This is a genomic window from Paenibacillus sp. MAHUQ-45 (assembly GCF_058133325.1).
In genome coordinates this window covers 49,931-69,471 of record NZ_JBYUPV010000016.1, presented here as the reverse complement: position 1 = coordinate 69,471, position 19,541 = coordinate 49,931, and the positions used below count along the sequence as shown (strand labels likewise).

14 protein-coding genes are annotated in these 19,541 nt (G+C 49.1%); 8 read left to right on the top strand and 6 right to left on the bottom strand.

The annotated features are described in order from the left end of the window. Window positions 1-25: 25 nt before the first annotated feature. The 3 genes from AC3Y23_RS26000 to AC3Y23_RS25990 all read left to right on the top strand — a co-directional run bounded on the left by AC3Y23_RS26000 (window position 26) and on the right by AC3Y23_RS25990 (window position 4,404). Window positions 26-1,951 carry a peptidase U32 family protein gene (locus tag AC3Y23_RS26000; RefSeq protein ID WP_379204619.1) on the top strand — a complete coding sequence of 642 codons (1,926 nt, stop codon included), beginning with the start codon at window positions 26-28 and terminating at the stop codon, window positions 1,949-1,951. A 211-nt stretch (window positions 1,952-2,162) separates the two neighbouring features. Continuing rightward, entirely contained in the window at window positions 2,163-3,449 is a 1,287-nt protein-coding gene (locus AC3Y23_RS25995) for an aspartate aminotransferase family protein (RefSeq protein ID WP_379204617.1), read from the top strand. A gap of 70 nt (window positions 3,450-3,519) precedes the next feature. Then, complete coding sequence (locus tag AC3Y23_RS25990; protein ID WP_379204615.1) at window positions 3,520-4,404, top strand: UbiA-like polyprenyltransferase; 885 nt, start codon at window positions 3,520-3,522, stop codon at window positions 4,402-4,404. 680 nt (window positions 4,405-5,084) lie between these two features. Here AC3Y23_RS25990 and AC3Y23_RS25985 read toward each other — a convergent pair. The 4 genes from AC3Y23_RS25985 to AC3Y23_RS25970 form a co-directional block, all read right to left on the bottom strand. After that, on the bottom strand, window positions 5,085-6,065 hold the full coding sequence (locus AC3Y23_RS25985) for a polyprenyl synthetase family protein (RefSeq protein WP_379204612.1): 981 nt from the start codon (window positions 6,063-6,065) through the stop codon (window positions 5,085-5,087). An 18-nt stretch (window positions 6,066-6,083) separates the two neighbouring features. Beyond that, window positions 6,084-6,533, bottom strand: coding sequence for a hypothetical protein (locus AC3Y23_RS25980; RefSeq protein ID WP_379204610.1), 450 nt, complete (start codon window positions 6,531-6,533; stop codon window positions 6,084-6,086). A gap of 206 nt (window positions 6,534-6,739) precedes the next feature. After that, on the bottom strand, window positions 6,740-8,626 hold the full coding sequence (locus tag AC3Y23_RS25975) for an FAD-dependent oxidoreductase (RefSeq protein ID WP_379204608.1): 1,887 nt from the start codon (window positions 8,624-8,626) through the stop codon (window positions 6,740-6,742). Between the two features lie 52 nt (window positions 8,627-8,678). After that, window positions 8,679-9,575, bottom strand: a complete 897-nt coding sequence (locus AC3Y23_RS25970; protein WP_379204606.1) for an FMN-binding protein — start codon at window positions 9,573-9,575, stop codon at window positions 8,679-8,681. A 798-nt stretch (window positions 9,576-10,373) separates the two neighbouring features. Here AC3Y23_RS25970 and AC3Y23_RS25965 point away from each other — a divergent pair. The 3 genes from AC3Y23_RS25965 (at window position 10,374) to AC3Y23_RS25955 (ending at window position 12,845) form a co-directional block, all read left to right on the top strand. Next, window positions 10,374-11,648: an MFS transporter gene (locus AC3Y23_RS25965; protein ID WP_379204604.1), complete on the top strand. Its 1,275-nt coding sequence runs from the start codon at window positions 10,374-10,376 to the stop codon at window positions 11,646-11,648. 46 nt (window positions 11,649-11,694) lie between these two features. Beyond that, entirely contained in the window at window positions 11,695-12,360 is a 666-nt protein-coding gene (locus AC3Y23_RS25960) for an oxidoreductase (protein WP_379204601.1), read from the top strand. A 104-nt stretch (window positions 12,361-12,464) separates the two neighbouring features. Beyond that, on the top strand, window positions 12,465-12,845 hold the full coding sequence (locus tag AC3Y23_RS25955) for a RidA family protein (RefSeq protein ID WP_379204599.1): 381 nt from the start codon (window positions 12,465-12,467) through the stop codon (window positions 12,843-12,845). 178 nt (window positions 12,846-13,023) lie between these two features. Here the strand turns inward: AC3Y23_RS25955 and AC3Y23_RS25950 are convergent, their stop codons facing one another. After that, window positions 13,024-13,659, bottom strand: a complete 636-nt coding sequence (locus AC3Y23_RS25950; protein WP_379204597.1) for a hypothetical protein — start codon at window positions 13,657-13,659, stop codon at window positions 13,024-13,026. Window positions 13,660-13,908: 249 nt separating this feature from the next. Here AC3Y23_RS25950 and AC3Y23_RS25945 point away from each other — a divergent pair, with 249 nt between their 5' ends. Together AC3Y23_RS25945 and AC3Y23_RS25940 are read left to right on the top strand one after the other, a co-directional pair. Continuing rightward, window positions 13,909-16,989 carry a DEAD/DEAH box helicase gene (locus AC3Y23_RS25945; RefSeq protein WP_379204595.1) on the top strand — a complete coding sequence of 1,027 codons (3,081 nt, stop codon included), beginning with the start codon at window positions 13,909-13,911 and terminating at the stop codon, window positions 16,987-16,989. Between the two features lie 27 nt (window positions 16,990-17,016). After that, a complete protein-coding gene (locus tag AC3Y23_RS25940) occupies window positions 17,017-17,736 on the top strand; it encodes a hypothetical protein (RefSeq protein ID WP_379204593.1) in 720 nt (239 codons plus the stop codon). Window positions 17,737-18,729: 993 nt separating this feature from the next. Here the strand turns inward: AC3Y23_RS25940 and AC3Y23_RS25935 are convergent. After that, window positions 18,730-19,425: a GTP pyrophosphokinase gene (locus AC3Y23_RS25935; protein ID WP_379204674.1), complete on the bottom strand. Its 696-nt coding sequence runs from the start codon at window positions 19,423-19,425 to the stop codon at window positions 18,730-18,732. Between the last annotated feature and the right edge of the window lie 116 nt (window positions 19,426-19,541).

Below are 19,541 nucleotides of genomic sequence, written 5' to 3'. Positions count from 1 at the left end.
AAGATCAACTTGGGAGGGAACAACTATGGCACGTTATTTTAATGGTAGAGAGATTGAATTGCTCGCGCCGGCAGGCACCTTCGAAATTTTTAAGGAAGTCGTTCAGTCTGGCTGCGATGCTGTCTATTTGGGCGGCCCTGTTCTTAATATGAGAATGATGCGCAAGGGATACAACCTGTCGCATGAAGAGATCGTAGAGGCGCTGGATATCGCCCATCGTCTGGACAAAAAAGTATATATTACAGTAAACAACCTGTTTAGCGAAGAGGATGTGGAGGAAGCCCGCGAGTATCTGCGTTTTCTGGATAGCGTTCGTCCCGACGCCTTAATCGTACAGGATATGTCGGTGCTGGAATTGATCCGCGAGATGGGGCTGGGCCTTACGGTTCACTCTTCGGTCATGATGAATGTGCACAATCTGGAGATGATTTACGCACTCCGTGATCTTGGTGTCACCAGAGTTGTTACTTCACGGGAAATGGATCTGCAGACTGCCAAGCTGCTGGGCCAGCGGAGTGGAATGGAACTGGAATACTTCATGCATGGCGATATGTGCTCTGTTCACGGAGCGAATTGTTACTTCAGCTCCCAGGTGTTCGGCATGAGCAGCAACCGGGGCAAATGTATGAAGCCGTGCCGCTGGGACTACCGGGTGAAGAAGGATGGCTATATCTTCCCTGCGGAATATCCGCTGGCCGTCAAAGATATGTATATGTATGAGCACATCCCTGAACTCATCGAATCGGGTATTACCTCCTTCAAGATCGAAGGCCGGATGCGTGATAAGGAGTTCATGGTAACGTTGGTGAACAGCTATGGTGATGCGATTGACCGGTACATCGATGATCCTGTAGGTTTTGAACGCACAGTGGATTCGAAGCTGCTCTATCAGAACCGCAAGCGTGATTTCTCTACAGCCTATGCCTTTGGGAAACCTGGCTTGTCCAATATTAATAAACGTTATGAAGGAACAGGCAAATTCTACAGCACCGGTAAAGTATTCAGCACACCGACGGCAGAGCGTGAACTGTCCGAAGAACGTGTTACAGTACTCCGGGAGCGGATGGCACAAGCTGGACAGAAGAGGCAGAGCAAACCGGAACTTGCAGTACGAGTCAATAACATGGAGCAGGCGAGAATGGTGCTTGCGCAGGGCGTAGACATTCTGTATCTTCCTGGAGATGTATTTGAACCAGATCGTCCGTTCACGAAGCGTGATATACAGGAGCTAGGAGCATTGAAAGGCGATACAAAAATCTATCTGGGCATGCCGCGCATGATGACTGAGCTGCATTTTGACCAATATGATCAGCTGTTAAACGGTGAACGCCTGCCGATCGACGGACTGCTCGTAACCAATCTCGGAGCAATCCGCCGGTACAAAACCACTGGCTACGCAATGATCGGTGACAGCAATCTGAATGTATACAATCATCTATCTGCCGGATTTTATGCCGGATATGGCTTGGAAAAGCTTACGGTATCGCCGGAGATGACCCTGGAGCATTTCACCAGCTTTGTCGCCCGCTACGAGCAGCCACTGGAAGTGGTCGTGCATGGTACACCAGCATTGATGTATATGGATCATGATCTCTATGAGAATACAGAAGTTATGGAGCCGATTGCTCAGGAAGACAACCTGTATGTAAGCAATGACGTACTAGTACTCAAAACTGACAAAGGCGAGAATCCGGTCTATCGCGACCAGCATGGACGCTGTCATCTGTTGTTCGCCAAAGAGCTGTGTTACCTGCCGATGCTTCAAGAGTTGAGCGGGCTGGGGATCGGTACTTTCCGAATCGAAGGAGCCACGTATACGGTGGAGCAACTGCGTGACATTATTATTTCGTATCAACATGCGATACAAGGGATGAACCAGAACGACGAGCTGCTCTGTGGCTTGAAGCCTGTCTATGCAGGTTATACTTTAGGAGCCTTGCAATTTAATTAAAATTTTAAATAAGTAGGGTTTGGGGAAAATAGCGGAATTTACTGAGCTATATTGTTATTTTTTTCACAAAGTATTTAAAATATTCATCAATCCTACGGTAATATACGTTAAAATGAAGATAACATGCAGGAATGAGTGAAGAAAGAAATTTAAAGCTTCGCCCGCGTGAACAGCTCAGACTTACAAGCATCAGAAAGAGAGGGAACCCGCTATGGAACAAGGCAATTTTATTGGAAGAGAAGCAGTAGTGTCCAAACGCAAGCAATACTTTTATCCTTGCACAGCGCATTTTTATCGCGATTCTCCACAGATCGTACGGGGGAATATGCAGTTTGTTTATGATGAAAAGGGTAAGGAGTACACAGATTTCTTCGCTGGTGTCTCTGTAGTGGCTTGCGGTCACTGTAATCCGGCGATTACCGAACGGACGATAGCTCAGCTTCAGCAGCTACAACATACAACAACGATCTATCTAACGCAGCCAGCTGTAGATCTGGCGGAGCGACTGGAGGAAGTGCTGCCGGGTGGATTGCGCCGGACCTTCTTCGTCAACAGCGGATCAGAGGCTAATGAGGGAGCGTTGCTCTTGGCCCGGATGCACACCGGACGCAAAGGCTTTATTGCCCTCGAAAGCGGCCTGCATGGACGAACTAACCTGACGATGAGTGTGACAGGGCTGCCCATGTGGCGAACGGATCGTTATCTCGATGAGGATGTTACGTTTATCGAACGGCCCTATCATCCGGAGCTGACGCTGGAAGAGGCGGCAGAGATTTCGCTGAAGAGTCTGGCACGTGTGCTGGAGGAAAAAGGAGATACTATCGCCGCACTGATCGCTGAGCCGATCCAGGGTAACGGGGGCATGATCATGCCGGTCTCCTGGTATTTCCGTGAGGTGAAGGCGCTGCTGGATCAATACGGTGTGCTGCTGATTGCCGATGAGATTCAGACTGGTTTTGGGCGAACCGGCGCCATGTTTGCGATGGAGCACTTTGGTGTTGTGCCGGATATCATCAGCATGGCCAAAGCGCTTGGTAACGGCGTGCCGGTTGCGGCTTTCGCCACCACGGATGAGATTGCACTCTCGCTGAACCGCCCATCTGCCTCCACCTTTGGGGGAAATCCGGTATCAGCTGTTACAGCCCTCGCTGTTCTTGATTATATCCGTACTGAGGGGCTTCAAGAGCGTGCAGCCTCACTCGGCTCTCACCTGAAGGCAGGCCTTACGTCGCTACAAGAACGTTACCCGGCGTTGATCTCTGATGTACGGGGAACCGGCTTTATGCTGGGTGCAGAGCTTACAGGGGCCGATGCGGCTGCTGCTGCGACCTTAACGGACGATATTTTGGAAGAGATGAAGGATCGTGGTTATCTAATCGGCAAGAACGGAATCAACCGCAATGTGCTGGCTTTTCAGCCGCCGCTTATCGTTACAGCCGAAGACATTGATGGTATGATTACAGTATTGGATGAGGTGCTGCGGCAAGTCTCGAAGTAAATGTGAGCAACGGGGTAGACCCGTGAGCGATGCCGCGTGCAACAGGAAACGAAGAAAGAGGAATCATGCTATGGTGATATTCAATGCTTTTAAGAATGCTGCTCTAAAAATAAAAATGTTCGGCGAATTGGTCATGTTCTCCCATACGCTGTTCTCGCTGCCGTTTGCCATCATCTCTATGGTCTGGGCAGCAGGCGGCTGGCCATCCGGCCGGGTCATGCTCTGGGGACTGATCGCTCTGATCGGCGCCCGCAATGGTGCGAATGCATTCAATCGGCTGGCTGACCGCGCTTTTGACAAAGCTAACCCGCGCACAGCGCACCGTCATTTGCCACAGCGACTATTGGTCGAGAAAGAAGTCATTCTGTTCATCATTATCAACTATGCCATCTTTATTGTGGCTTCTGGGATGCTGAATTTGCTCTGCCTGGTGCTTTCACCGGTAGCTATTCTGCTAATCTCCTCGTACTCGTATACGAAGCGCTTTACGTTCCTGAGCCATCTGTACCTGGGATTTGTGATTGCCTCGGCTCCAATCGGCGCTTGGTTCGCCGTGACAGGCAATATTGCCTTCACCCCATTCGTTATTGGAACGGTAGTCATGCTGTGGATTGCTGGCTTTGACATTATTTACGGCACGCAGGATATTGAATTTGACCGCCGGCATGGACTGTGGTCCATTCCTAGCTTTTTCGGCCTGGAGAATGCTCTACGCATCGCCCAGGGGCTGCACTTTATCATGATTATGCTGTTGCTCTTCTTGTACGTATGGCGTGATCTAGGCTGGATCTATCTGCTCGGGATTGGCATAGCGACGGTTCTGCTAATGACCGAACACAAGATCATCAAGCCCTCGAATCGCAAATTGATGAAGGTGGCTTCGTATAATCTGAATCAGGTGATCAGTATGGTGATCTTGCTGTGTACACTGGTGGATTATTTTTACGTTAGCTGAGTGGAAGGTTAGGTAAGGTAAAGTGAAAGGTTAGGTAAGCTAAGCGCGACTGCGGGGAGTATTGGAATTAGTGCTATATTGAGTGGATTGGGCTTAATGCTATAGTGAGTCCATCGCTATTACTCGTAGTATGAATGAACCTCGTATTATGAATAAGAGAGAGTAACAGAACTTTGAATGAGGCTGAGTAACAGGAAATTTTCCTGTTAAATCGAAGGGAAACAGATCATGGGGATGAATAACGGGAATTTATCCAGTTGTTTTGTTAGATTAGCCTCTGTTTAGCTTGAAATTCAAAGATTAACAGGATAAATTCCTGTTAATCTTTTTCTTTTGGTGTTAGAGGATCGAATAACTGGAGATTTTCCAGTTAATTAGAGTGAGTGGGTCGCTAGCGAAGGAGAGCATGAGTAGTTAAGCATAAGAGTAATTAAATCTATGAGTAATTAAGTTAATCTTGTGAAGCAGCAGCTTACCGTGTACAGAGGATCGTTAAAGTTGGGGGGGGGGGGGTACAAGATCAAATTAGTTACAAGATCAAATTAGTTATAAGTCCAAAAACAACGGCAAGTGGCTTCTACACGCAAGATCAAGACATAACAAAACAAGCCTCTACAACCACGCTAAGGTGGGAGTAGAGGCTTGTTTGATTCTGGCGGGGGTGTCGAGAACCCCCGCCGCTAATGGTCACGCGCTGAGAAGTATTCCAGCAAGGTGACCAGGTCGTTATGCGCCGGGTAGGATGACAGCTGCTGGATAATGGCAGCAGCTTGGTCCAGGTAATCCCGGCTGACCTGTTCAGCCCGCAGCAGCGCATCGCTGCGGGTGATGAGGCCCAGTACATGAGTGATCTCGGCATCCGATGAATCGGGGCCGATCTTGCGGATGGCCGGGGCCAACTCAGGGTCCTGCAGGGCGAATAGCACCGGCAGTGTGACTTGGCCATGGCGGAGGTCACTGCCGGCCGGCTTGCCGAGTATCTCCGCAGACTGCGTGAAATCCAGCAGATCATCCTGGATCTGAAAGGACATGCCCAGCGCTTCACCGAAGTTGTACAGCAGGTTTGCGACCTCTGTTGTGCTTTCGGATGACAAGGCACCGACGCGCAGGCATGTAGCCATCAGTAGCGCAGTTTTGTTGCGCGACTTCTCCAGGTATTGCTCCATGGTAAAGTCGTAATCATAAGCATGTTCTAACTGCTGGTACTCGCCCAGGCAGAGCTGAGCGGTGGCGACAGCAGATAGATCATGAACATAATGATTTTTGTCTCCGGTGTATTTGCTTAACAGCTCGATGACCCGAGCAGACATGTAATTCCCGATATGTACGGCGGAACCTACGCCGGTTGTGACATGTAGTGCAGGTCTGCCGCGCCGAACTTCTGCATCGTCAATAATGTCATCATGAATCAAGGAGGCGGCGTGAATGAATTCCGCGGCTGCGGATAGCTGGAGAGCTCTGCGCCCGGGAAGCTTTCGGCCAAAACGGCTCCCGACGATGACCATCAACGGCCTAAGCCGTTTACCGCCAGACCCGACTAATTGCAGAATGCCTTGGGCAAGCTGCGAATTCTTGGGCACATCCTTGTCACGCGCCACCAGATTCTCGATCTCCCGATTTATTTCCTTCAGGTCGATGTTCAAGGCTTCATGCAGCTTCATCTTAATGATCCCCACCTGTCAAATGGCTTTGCTAGTGCGTCCCTGTTGTCTTTGTTCCCTGATCAGGAACTCCTCCATTATAACAGCCAGATTCTCTTCCGCGAAGTTTCCATTTGCCCGTCTAATCTGCATTTTTTTGATTGAAGGAGCCAAATAAGCAACGAGATCCAGTTCGCGGGTTTTCACCGCAAATTGCAAGTAAAAGCTATATAAATAGTCTCCATCCAAAATGTTGCGGGTAAGGTCGGGATGATGTGGTACACATTCCATATGGCGTTTTGCAGCCAGGGTGAGAATGGTGTAAATGCCCAGCAAATGAACTTTGCGGTTGTATTCCAAATCATGGCGTTCCAGTACCGGGAGCAGTTGCTCACATTCCACCGGAGAGAGATGAAGCTGAATTCCGGCGATTGGCGACATGTCAGCCTGAAGCAACCGGAAGGTCTCTTGAGCAAGTTGATTATTCACAAGAATCTCTCCTTCTTGTCGGTTTTGCTGGAAGGAACCATTCCCGATCATCCCTACAAAACCACTCGTAAATAAGTAGAGTAATGTGTCCGTGGACACATTACTCTGAAGAACAAACATATGAAGCTGAAACAACATACAAACTTCACATTTTAAGAATATAATTATTTAAAATGTGTGAATCCTAATAAGAAAGGAAATTAGCGTCAGTCGGTGAAGAGATACCAGCGCCTTACGAGCGGAATTTTCTTCCATTGCTTCTTCAGCCAAGGCAATACGTAGTAATCCAGACCGAGCGTGCTTCCGGAACCGCCGATGCAGGCAACAGCTGCTGCAGCGTACCAGAGCATTTCCGTCGAAGCCATCTTGGATGACCAGATCATAACGGCCATACCTATGGTGGCGATGGAAGAAATAGCAGTGAACAGACCGACGATCAGCATAACACCAAAGACAATCTCGGCGGCAACCATACCGATTTGGAACCATTTTGCAAGGAAGGTGTAGCTTCCGTCTGCTTGATAGAACATCAAATCCATGAACCAGTTAGTAATGCTGTGTACAAAGTCCGGAACTGGCAATGCTTGAACTGCTTCTTTGGCGGTGGAAACAGCTGAAGCTGCGGATTGAGCATCCACCGTATCTTTAACGGCATTAACTGCTTCGCTGGCTGCGGAAGAAGCATCTACAGCATGCGGTGCGGCAGGAATCAGGAAGATCTTATTAGGATCGGCCCATATCTTCTTGAACTTATCAATACCTTCGAACAACCACATGAAACCTAGCAGAATGCGCAGTGGAACGAGCCAGAAGTTCGGCGAACGTTTGGAGAAATGGCCGCCGAGGAAGCTCTTGCGGTTCTCCACATGGAAGAACTCATGCATCATATAAGTCCATACTTTGTTAAAGCCTACAACCTGGGACAGATAGAACATATTGATAAAGTGCTTGGAAAGCATAGCCATGAAGCCGGTAAGCATGAACAGTTTGCCTGGAAGACCAACATTTGCTACACCGTAGCGGCTACCGATCGATACCATGGTACCGTGGAAGCCTGGTTTATAGGCTTTTTTCGCCGTACCTTTAATATCAGCTTCAATGTTGCCCGCAACGATTGGAGCTGCTTGCTCAGCATTTTCAACCATCTGTGGAACAGGACGGGTCTCACCTTCAGGGATGAAGAAAATGTTATCCCCGACAACGTACACGTTCTTATGATCTACACTTTCAAGGTGCTCATTAGTAACAATACGTTTGCGGCCCTCTTGTTTAACTTCGCCTTCGAGGCTACCTACAATTTCAGATCCCTCAACACCGGCAGTCCACACTACAGTATGCGCAGCAACGACATTCTTCTCACCGAGAGCAATGCTACCTTTGCCTACTTCAGTGATCTTAGCTCCGGTAACGATCTCTACGTTCAACTTTTTGAGGTGAGCTGTTGCTTTGGAAATCAATTTATCTGGAAGAATCGGCAGAATCTTAGGTGCCATATCAGCAACGATCAGCCGGACTTCGGATGGATCGATATAGAATTCTTTGCAAAGCTCTTCACGATACTCGGCCATTTCACCGACCAACTCGACCCCGGTGAATCCTGCACCGATGATAACAAAGGTAAGCATGGAACGGCGAACCGCTGCATTCTTTTCCTTGGCCGCTTTGGTGAACATGTCACGGATTTGGCGTTTGAGCGCAACCGCATCATCATTGGACCAGAAGGAGAAGGTGTTCTCTTCTGCGCCCGGAATGCCGAAGTAGGTTGGTTTGCTGCCGGTACCGATGACAAGGTAGTCATACGCATAGGTAGCTTTTTCGGATTTAAGTTTTTTACCTTTAAAATCAATATTGCTGATTTCATCAAGTACAACATCGACTTTCAATCCGGCAAAGATTTTTTTGAGATCAATCTTGATCGAATCCTCAGGAGCGCGGTTTGCGGCAACCTCATGCAGCTCAGTCAAGAGAGTGTGGTAGGGGTTTCGGTCAATAAGCGTAATTTCGATTTCTTTGTTGTTCTTAAACTTCTTTGCCAGTTTTTTAGCCGTGAGTACGCCGCCGTAGCCGCCGCCCAAAATGACTATTTTTTTCAAAAGAAATTCACCTCATTCGTCTGATTAACTGCAAGAGGAGCTTTCGCGAAAATTACTTCGCTCCTTCAAGTGCTTTTGCTGCTAGTGTGTAGTATTCTCCAACATGGATAGACACACCAGAGATTGCATCTGTTTTGCCTTCGGCATCAAGAGCAGGAGCAGTGCCTTTGTTCTCTACGAAGTAAGCTTCTGCTTTGGCGATCTCTTCATGCCATTCTGCTTGAGCGCCACCTTTTTTCATACCGTACTTGCCATCAATGGAGAATTGTTTCTTGTCATCGCCAGCAGCATTTACACCGCTGAAGTTAGCAGCAACAACGTTACCATCAGCAACAGTCAGGGCTACAGTGGATTTCCAGCCGGACTTGGCATCCATTTCGCCTTCTGCAGTGTAACCACCGTCTTTGTAAGGGCCTGCTTCGGAAGGTCCAGCAGCCAGGGCAGCCTTAGCGGCTTCAACCAGTTCACCAACGTGAATGGATACACCGGAGATTGCATCTGTTTTGCCTTCAGCGTCAAGGGTAATTGCTGCAGGGTCTTGTTTATCGATTAAAAATGCTTCAGCTTTTGCAGCTTGCTCGTGCCATTCCGATTGAGCGCCGCCGTTTTTCATACCGTACTTGCCGTCTTCAGAAACTTTCTTCTTCAGATCACCAGCAGTTTTTACATTGAAAGCATTCCAGTCGGCTTTAGTGATTTTTCCGCCTTCAACAGTCAGAATAGCGTAGGATTCCCAGCCAGTTTTTTCATCAGCAGGTGCAGTTCCGTAGTAAACGCCGTCTTGATACTTAGCAGTTTCAGTTCCAGCATTTCCGGAATTTGCGGCAGGTGCAGTTGTTTCAGCAGGGGTGTTAGCTGCAGTTGTGGAATTGTTGCTGTTGTTGCTGCCACAGCCTGCAAGCAAACCAAGGATCAGGGCACTCGACAAGATTACAGAAGCTTTTTTCATTTGGTATGACCTCCAAGAAAATAGTTTAAAATATATATATTAAAATGTAAAACATTTTAACGACTTTGGAAGTGATAAAAATCACTTTATAAATGACATTTATCACTTTAATTTTGGGGCAAGACCCCTGATTGTAGCTGTTACATGACATATATCGGTTAGAGATACCGAAAAATTTAATTAACTTGTTTTATCTCCGATGGCATTCTAGCATAGAAGATATACTTAATTATGTGAAAATAATCACTTAAATTTTTAAAAATTAATTTATATCTGTACTATATCAAATTTTAGAAAATATTGAAAGCTTTTTTGGAAAATTATTATGTGACAAAAGCCGACCTCTTTCTCCAGGGGGAACGGGCAAGTCAGGATTCATGCAGATCGCTACCTAAAATGAATAGAAGATCCGGGGACGTTCGTTCCGGGATTGATAGGCAGAATATCGTAGTAAGAGCGCAGAGAAGATCTGGTTAGTTTGGAAAGCAGAGGATTCTGATTTAGCGTGGCTAGTCCATGAATTAGGTGGAGTAGCTTCTATATAATCAATTTATCGCAATTATATAGAAGAAAACGATAATTCCAATACTCAGGAAGAGATGGCTGAGGACGGCGGCATCATCACTGTTTAGAGTAAGGAGGGGAAGAGCAGTATCTTTTCACTGTATCTGCCTATTTAGGACAAGCAGAACACTCCGAACAGGACTCCAATTTTATTTGTGATTTCGCCATATTGACAGGAGATTGGTGCGGAGTAGAATGAAGCCAAAGCCGCATCAAAGGAGTGTTATCGTCCCCATGAGCATCATGAGAAACAGGCACACGGTACATCGTCCCAAGCGTATCCGCAAAGCCTCCGTACAGCGTAAGAATTTGCAGATAGCCACATTTGAGGGGATCCCAGCGACGATTTTTCAGGTCCTGCTTCAAGGGCAGTTTCTTACGGGCTTCCTCTTATATTTAGGAGCTACCTCCAGTCAGATCGGTTTTGTGCTGGCGTTGACGACGCTGGTTAATATCGGCCAGATTGGCGTTGCGTTCCTGATTCAGAAGCTGCCTAGCCGCAAGTGGGCTATGGTCACTTTTGTTGCCCTTCACCGGATACTGTGGAGTTCCACCGGCCTGGTACCGTTTATCTTTCCAAAAGAATACTGGGTGATAGCTTTTATAGCGTTATATACAACCGCTTTCATTGCGAATACAGCTGGCTCCGTGTTATGGAGCTCTGTCATCAGTGATCTGGTTCCGCCAAAGGTGCGCGGCCGTTATTTTGGGATTCGTAATACTTTTCTAAATGCTTTGGGCAGTCTGGTGATGTACGGCGGTGGCATCGTTCTGGACCGTTATCCCGGGGGCCATGGTTTTCTCATTTTGTATATCGTGGTTTGGATCTTCTCAACAGCTAACATTATTGTTTATCTGTTTTATCCAGATGTACCGTTCGAGAAGTCTGAAGAAAACAAGTTCCTGCCGATGCTTAAGAAACCGCTTCACGATACGCTGTTCATGAAGTCCACCTTGTTTCTTGCTGGTTGGCTTTTGCTGCAAAATCTTGTTGTTCCACTATATTCTTATGTGATGCTGCAACTGTTGAATATCAATTATCAGACCTTGTCGTTGCTCAACGTATCACAGACGGTGTTCATGATGGCCAGCTTCTATGTCTGGGGGAACTTGAATGCGAAATATAGCAACAAACGATTGTTGCTTTGGACGCTGCCTATTATTGCAGTTTCCTCGCTGATCTGGGGCCTGCTTTCGGTGCTGCCGATGTTGGTGGTGTTGTTCGCCGCTCATATTTTCTTCGGGGTGGGTGTTGGTGGCTTCAATCAGTTGGCCTTCAACTTCATTATTGGCGATACACCTAAAAAAGAACGGCCGATGTATATGGCTATGTATGCAGCGCTTACGGGGATTTCCTCGTTTTTTGGTCCGCTGATTGGCGGTAAAATCTATGAATGGATTGAGGACTGGCCGCAATGGATACAGGTATTCGGCATGCAGCTAGTTGTCGGAATACTGATGATCATACTCGCTGCAACTCTCGGCCGGAAAATTCTCAAAGATGCGTGAAGGTGATATGAATGATGATGATTTTTTTGAAAAAGGAGGCTCTGCAATGTCACGAATAGCAATGGTGCTGGGAGCCACCGGATTAGTAGGAAAGGCAGTGACTCAGGAGCTGCTGCGCCGGGAAGCCTGGGATGAGGTCAGAGTGCTGGTCAGGCGTCCCATTGGGCTCAAGCATCCTTCACTCAAACAGACGATAGTGGATTGGGAGCAGCTGTCCAGGTACAGAGAGCAGTTCCGGGGCGTGCAGACGATGTTCTGTTGCCTCGGAACGACGATCAAAACAGCGGGCTCGCAAAGCAATTTTGAACGGGTCGATCTTCACTATCCACTGGAGGCTGCCGCTATAGCAAAGGAAGAGGGAGTAAGACAGCTGCTGGCGGTCTCCTCGATAGGGGCTGACGCGAAGTCCCGCAATTTCTACAGTCGGACCAAGGGGCGTGCCGAGGAAGGATTGATCGCGGCCGGCTTCCAAGGTGTACACCTGTTCCGGCCTTCCCTGTTGCTGGGGCAGCGTAAGGAATTCAGGCTTGGGGAGCGTATGGCAGCTGGTCTGATGACGGCGCTTGATTTCGCCATGGTTGGCAAAGTAGCTAAATACAGAGCCATCCCGGCAGAAACGGTAGCTCGGGCTATGGTGAATATTTCGCTGGCTGGCACCCTTGGCCTACATATCTATCCTAATGATGTGATACATGTAATCGGCAAGGGCTAGGGACGGGTGGTTTTACAGTCTTATGGAGATTGGTGTTTGCATTAGACAGAGATCAGGACGTACAATGGGACCATAAATCATCCATGGATATGGGAGGAACAATTATGAGTAAGAAGCAAGTAGCAACATCCAAAGCGCCTGGTGCAATCGGGCCATACAGCCAAGCTATCGCTACAGGGAGCTGGGTGCACACTTCGGGTCAACTTGGTTTGAATCCGGAGACGGGCGAGTTGGCAGAAGGTGTACAGGAACAAACGCGTCAAGCCCTGAACAATGTTAAGGCTATTCTTGAAGAGGCTGGAGCTTCACTGGATCATGTAATTAAGACTACAGTGTTCCTTAGGGATATGAATGACTTTGTAGCGGTGAACGAAGTGTACAGCACGTTTTTTAAAGAGCCTTATCCGGCACGCAGTGCGATTGAAGTAGCGCGTTTGCCGAAAGATGGACTGGTTGAGATCGAAGCGATTGCCCGCAAGAAATAATTCAAATGAAAACTTCAGCAGCGTAGGACAAGCTATCCTGCACTGCTGGAAGCTGACATGAAACGCAATAGAGAGGTACACAAGTCAAGGAGTCGCGGCAGGAATGCTGCGGCTCCTTTTTGTTGTTACCTGATTGTTCTTGAATAAACGGCAGCTTAGGCTGAGTTGATAGGGAATCCTATTGCTCCCAGGTGCGGCTGTGCTTTTTGTCAATGAGGGTGACCGAAAATCCGCTCATTTGTCCGCTTTCCATTCCTGTAGTTCCTGTAGCAGGAAGCTGAAATTCAGCAGTGTAGCTACCGCGATCATGGGGCTTCAGCTCAAGGGAAGAGAGGGGAATAGGGATCCCGGCTAGCGGGTGGCCTTCCTGCTCAGGCAATTGAAGGACTACTTTTGCCACGACTCCATTGGCACTGTAATTGCGCACAGGTAGCTGACATTGACCGTTGTAAGTTGCCCCCTCAAGCTTGTATGTGCATATTATTTTTTTCGGTTTTAGTTCGAGTGCGTACACACCTGAAGCGAACAAGCGCTGGTAGCTGCTGACCAGCCCGTCTGGCACTTTCGTTAGTAATATCATGAAGACTATGAAGAGAAGTAGCCGATGACGTGACAGAGACATGTTGAAAAAGGCAATTGAGGCTAGAAGCAAAATTAGTGATACTATACCGGAATAGTGCAGGCCGGTCCGGGTTGCTGGTGAGCTGTATAGCGGAATCCCGAAGGTATTCAGCAGGATATCCATCCAGGAATCTGTTCCGGGATAACGGATGCTAAGCACACTAAGTGCAATGAATAAAATCAGACCCGTCATGAATTGTCGTCGATTTAGGATTAAAGGGACTCGCGAATTGATCCATACCACCTCCTGTTAAATAATCTCAATTATAGCATACGGGCGGAATTGTCTACGGTTGCAGGGGAGGTTCCTTGGAAATCTGCAGAAAAAAAGCAGAAAGGTTTTTAAATCGACGCTTTTTCGTATATGATGAAGAGATGAAGTTCTTTACTTCAAGGATATCTGATCCTTTATATATTTGAATTATTTATTAGGAGATCATCAATGAATAAGCATCTGTATGCAATATGGTTAGGAGACGTTTTATTTTGCTTCTCCGGCGAGACATCTGAGCCGAAGGTAGATGCGTGGACCCGGGTGGTCAAGCGTCTGGAGCTGCAGGGAGGACTGCGTCCTTTTGCGAGTGCAGCGCTGCGCTTGGCGGAAGTGAAATATCCAGTCTTGCCTGTGGAAGGGAAGCCGGTTCGCCGTGCGCTGCCGGGTCGTACCTTTGAGGGGCTGGCCTTGGCGCCCAAAGATGCTTTTGAATTGCTGCTCGCGTGGGACGCGGAGCAGTGTCTGAGCCAGGGCGTAGAGTCTGGAGGCGAGCTGCGCTACTGGGCAGCCGCGGCCCGGTTCGCCCTGGAGCTAATGGGCACGGGCGGGTTCGTTCCCGGTGCTCAGCCGCTGCGCCCGGTTGGCTCACGCCGCCGGGGCGGCGAACAGGCAGCTGCGGCCTGCTGGTCGCCTGCTTTTCGCAAACCGGAGGATAGAGAGTATTTTCTTCAGCTCGCAGCTTCAATGCCGGTATTGGCACTCGGAACGCACACAGCTGAAGCGAGTGAGATAACGTCCCGCGAGGATGCCGGGGCGTACGTGCTGTATTCTTTTTTGCAGGCGATCATGACAACCGAGATCAAGCGGATTATCGCCGGGATGGAGGGGGAATTGTCTCCCTTCAAAGCTAATTATCGGCGCGGCACCTCTCCACTGACGGAACTGTGGTGGAACAGTCTACTGACTGGCAGCCGTGACATTCCGGTGCAGGGGACCCAGGCTGAGGTTGATGAGTTGCTGGTCGGTGTGAATGAAACTGCGGGAAGCGGAGTCCCACATACCAAGGCAGAAGAGGAGCAGAGCGGGCAGATTGGCCTGGGTCTGCGTCTGGAGCCGCCCGGTGAAGACGCGGAAGTTTGGCGATTGTCTTTTTGGGCAGAGAATCGGGAAGAAGGGGAGTTCTGGCTTCCTGCTGGGGTCATCTGGGGTAGCAATGAACAGGAATTTACGCTGTGGGGCAGGCGCTACCGCAACATCCAGCAGCAGTTTCTGGCGGCGTTAGGAAGTGCGGGTAAGGTATCGCCAGATATTCAGGCTGGACTTAATCATCCAGCTCCTGAAGGCGTAGATTTGGAGCCGCATCGTCTGCATTTCTTCCTGAAGGAGACGGTGCAGCAACTGACGGCCCGGGGAATAACGGTGCAGATGCCTTCGCGCTGGAGCCGTGAGGGGCGTCGGCGTGTCGGCATGAAGATGAAGATGCAGCCGCCGGGAGGATTAGATGGTCCACCAGCCGTTGCGCTTGGCATGGAGGAGCTGATCTCCTTCCGCATTGAGGCATCGCTAGGCGAGACCTCGATCACAGAAGAGGAATTGCAGGCACTTGTAGAGGCAGGGGTTCCTTTTGTCCGTTTCCGGGGTGAGTGGGTCGAGGTGGACCCGAAGGAAATTCGCCAAGTCCTCAGATATATGAAGCGTCATGAGAGCGGTGAAATGACTGCTGCGGACTGGATGAGGCTGGAGGCAGAGGATGGCGAAGAGCGGCTCTGGAAAGGGATGTCCGTTACGGGCATGGAAACTTCCGGTCTGCTGGCTTCGATCATGCACGGTGATGTGCTGCGGGGTGAGAACCATCCTGTCCCGCACGACCTTCACGGCACGCTGCGGCCTTATCAAGAGCGGGGCTATCAATGGCTGGCTGCACTGGGCAATCTCGGTTTTGGAGTCTGTCTGGCCGACGATATGGGTCTTGGAAAGACGGTGCAGGTGATTACCTGCCTACTGGACCGCGCACTCACAATTCCTCAGGGAGAAAAGAAGGGGCCGGTACTGATTCTGTGCCCGACCTCGCTTCTGGGCAACTGGCAGCGTGAACTGCAGCGGTTTGCACCTTCTCTGTCGCTACACATCCATCATGGCAGTCGGCGGGTCCGCGGCGAGGGCTTTTTGGAGCTGGCGGTCAGCCACGATATTGTGCTGACAACATATCACCTGGCGGGCCGTGACAGTGAGGATCTTGCAGGCGTGCAGTGGTCAACGGTTGTACTTGATGAAGCGCAGTATATCAAGAACCACCGCACCAAACAGGCGCAGAGTGTCATGAAGCTCTCGGCACCGCATCGGATTGCGATGACGGGGACACCAGTCGAGAATAGGCTTGGTGAGCTATGGTCTATTTTCCACTTTTTAAATCCTGGTTATCTCGGCACCTATCACGCCTTCCGTCAGCGGTATGTATCTGGCGAAGGCGGAGAGCGACTGCGTGAACTGCATCGTCTGGTGTCGCCTTTCCTGCTTAGAAGGCTTAAGAGCGACCCGGATATTTCTAAAGATCTTCCGGAGAAGCTGGAACTCAAATCGTATTGTCCGCTTACGGACACGCAGGCAGCGCTCTATCAAGGGGTCGTGGATGAAATGCTTGGGGTTATCGGAGATCATTCTGGTATGGCCCGGCGTGGTCTCGTACTGTCCTCCCTTACGAAGTTGAAGCAGATCTGCAATCATCCGCAGTTGTTCCGACGGGATGAAGGTAGGGGCCTACGGAGTGAGCCATCCGGTAAAATGGAGGTCATGTTCGAGGTGCTGGACAGTATTGCCGAGCTTGGCGAGTCTGCGCTGATCTTTACTCAGTATGTCGCGATGGGTGAACTGCTTGTCAGCAGGCTGTCACGTCGTTACGGAAAGGCGCCGCTGTTCCTGCATGGTGGGATTTCGAAGCGGGAGCGTGACGAGATGGTACATGATTTTCAGAATGGAGACGAGCCGACATTCTTCGTGCTTTCTTTAAAGGCCGGCGGGGTTGGACTCAATCTGACGCGGGCGAACCATGTGGTGCATTATGATCGTTGGTGGAACCCGGCTGTGGAAAATCAGGCAACAGACCGTGCCTTCCGCATCGGCCAGCACAAAAATGTACAGGTTCACAAGTTAATCTGCCAGGGAACGCTGGAAGAACGAATAGATGAATTGATTGAACGCAAAAAAAGCCTCTCGGAGCAGGTAGTTGGCTCTGGTGAAACGTGGTTGACTGAAATGTCCAACCATGAATTGAAGGAGCTTATTGAGCTGCAGGGGCAGGACTGGATGTAGAGTGGGTAGGGGAACAGGAGGGATCACATGAGGGAGTTATCAGAGCCAAAGCTGAAGCTGGAAGTCTCCCCTGGCAAAATAAATGCGGTATGGGACGCTGATCACCGGGTCAGTCTGGAGGTTCCACTATGGAAGGCGGATGCCAAGAGAGGCATTATACGCATGCTGGCGGATCAAGCCAGTGAAGTGTATGGGCTGCTTCAGGGGCGGATAGCTGATGCGATTCTTGAGACATATCTTTTGCCGTCTGCGGCTGAATTGGAGAAGGGGGATTTTACCCGTCTCCATGAAAGCGAGAAGACCGAACTGCTGAAGCAGTTGAGAGACCAGTTGGCTCATGATCCATGGCTAGCTTTTGGACTACGGGGGATGAGCCAGACGGAGCTGTTGAACGGAGCATTCGCAATTTGGGCAGAGGCGAAGCAGTTGAACGCTGCGGAGGAAGACTCGGCAAAGCCGGACGATCTGGCATCCTTATTGTCCCGGCTTGAGCGGAAAGGACCACCGGTCACCTCCGGGGAGTGGCTGGCCGAGGCGGCGGCCGAAGGTTCCCTGCATCAGCCCGGTACGCTATTCCATGAAATCCCTGACCGTGCTCTCCCCTCCGCACCGGTGACTATGGAAACGGAGGAAGAGTGGGAGCGTCTGTTGCCCCAGACTCCCAAAGCCCGCGAGGGACTGCATCTAGTCATGCGACGGGTGTCCGAAGCTGCTGTTAAGCGGGCGCAGAATATACGCAAGGCATGATATTGCGTTCTGAAAAGGTGTTAGGACTTGTTCTATCGGGGAAAACAGTACATTAGTGTGTGGTAAAGTGCGTTATGTAGTGAATTGCAGTGCGTTGTAGTGAATTGCAGTGCGTTGTAGTGAATTGTAGTGCGTTGTAGTGAATTGCAGTGCGTTGCAGTGAATTATAATGCGCTGCAGTGAATTGTAGTGCGTTGTAGTGAATCGTAGTGCATTACAGTGTATAACACTGCATCGCAGTCTATTGCAGTAATGAACGGCCGCCGCCTTTCAAGCTAAGGCATGTTTTACTGTATTAGATACATTTTTGCCTGCGGAGTAGGTGAGGCGGGGGTTAACAGGAATTTCTCACGTTATTTTGCAGAGTTTGCGAGTTATCCGCTAATTAACAGGAAAATCTCCTGTTAATCATGTAGTTTGGCCGGATGATGGGGAATATTGGGCAAATTAACTGGAGAATTTCTAGTTATATGAATGGAAATAGAGTTTCAATTCTGAATAACGGGAGAAAATCCCGTTATTTTTGGTGTAGGGATAACGAGTGATGAGTAAGGTGCAGACCAGAAGCAAAAAGTAGAAAGTAAGCAGTTAGTTAGAAGTAATAAGCAGTTAGTTAGCGGCAATAAGCAGTAGTTAGCAGTAAAAAGCAGTGGTTAGCGGTAAAAAGCAGTGGTTAGTGGTAATGAGTAGTAGTTAGCGGTAATCAGCAGCGGTTAGCAGTAATAAGTAATGATTAGCGGTAGCAGGCAATCGTTAGCAGTAGCAATGAGAAGCAAGAAGTAGAAATAAGCTGTTAGCAGTCGCAGTCAATATAAAAGAACCTTCGACGCCACTAAGCAAGCTTGGGCATGAAGGTTCTTTTTAGATAACGAAGAGGTTGTTCAATCAACAATTATATAGGAGGCAGCCTATCGAGTCATAGACTCATTACCAAGGCTTAAGATTCTGTTCAATGACTAGGAATGGTGTCAGTCTGCTCAAACAGAACAGGCCTTAAGTCTTACGCAAACTGCTACCGTTGCTGTCGCCTTCGGTGAGTTCCAGGATCTCTCTACGCAGGCGGAGCATTTTTTGATCGAGCTCATCTGCGGCGCGGGCGGCTTCTTTGAGTTCGTCCGCAACATGTGCCGGAAGCTGTTTATCGAATTTATAATACAGAATGTGTTCCATGCTGGCCCAAAAATCCATAGCAAGGGTGCGGAGCTGTATCTCTACTTTTACCCAGCGTGTCCCTTCGAGGAGGATCAGCGGGATAGCGATGATAACATGTAGACTTTGATAGCCGTTCGGCTTGGGATGGGCGATATAGTCCTTGATCTCCAGAACGCGCATATCTTCGCGTACAGTTAAATGATCTACTAAACGGTAGATATCTTTGACAAATGCACAAACTATTCGCATACCGGCGATATCATGAATATAGTTCTCCATGTTCTCAAGGCAAAGATCGTACCCCTTGCGCTCCATTTTTTGAATGATGCTCTTGGGTTCCTTAATTCGGGATTTGACATGCTCGATCGGACTAAATCCGTCCCGAACCTGCCATTCTGTCTTGATGATATCAATTTTATTCTGAAGCTCATTAAGAGCATGACGGTAAAGGGCCGGTAATGCCCTGAATTCCTCAATCTGTCTGGCAAAATCCTCATTGGACTTCCATTGCTGAAGATCCTTTACGTGTACCTGCAACTGACTCAGCGTAAGCTGGCGGCTTTCTTGTTCGTCTTCCACTGCTTCTCTCCCGATTTCGTTATATGTGACTGACTCCATTTTAACCGATCTATATCCCCGGAAGCAAAAAAACG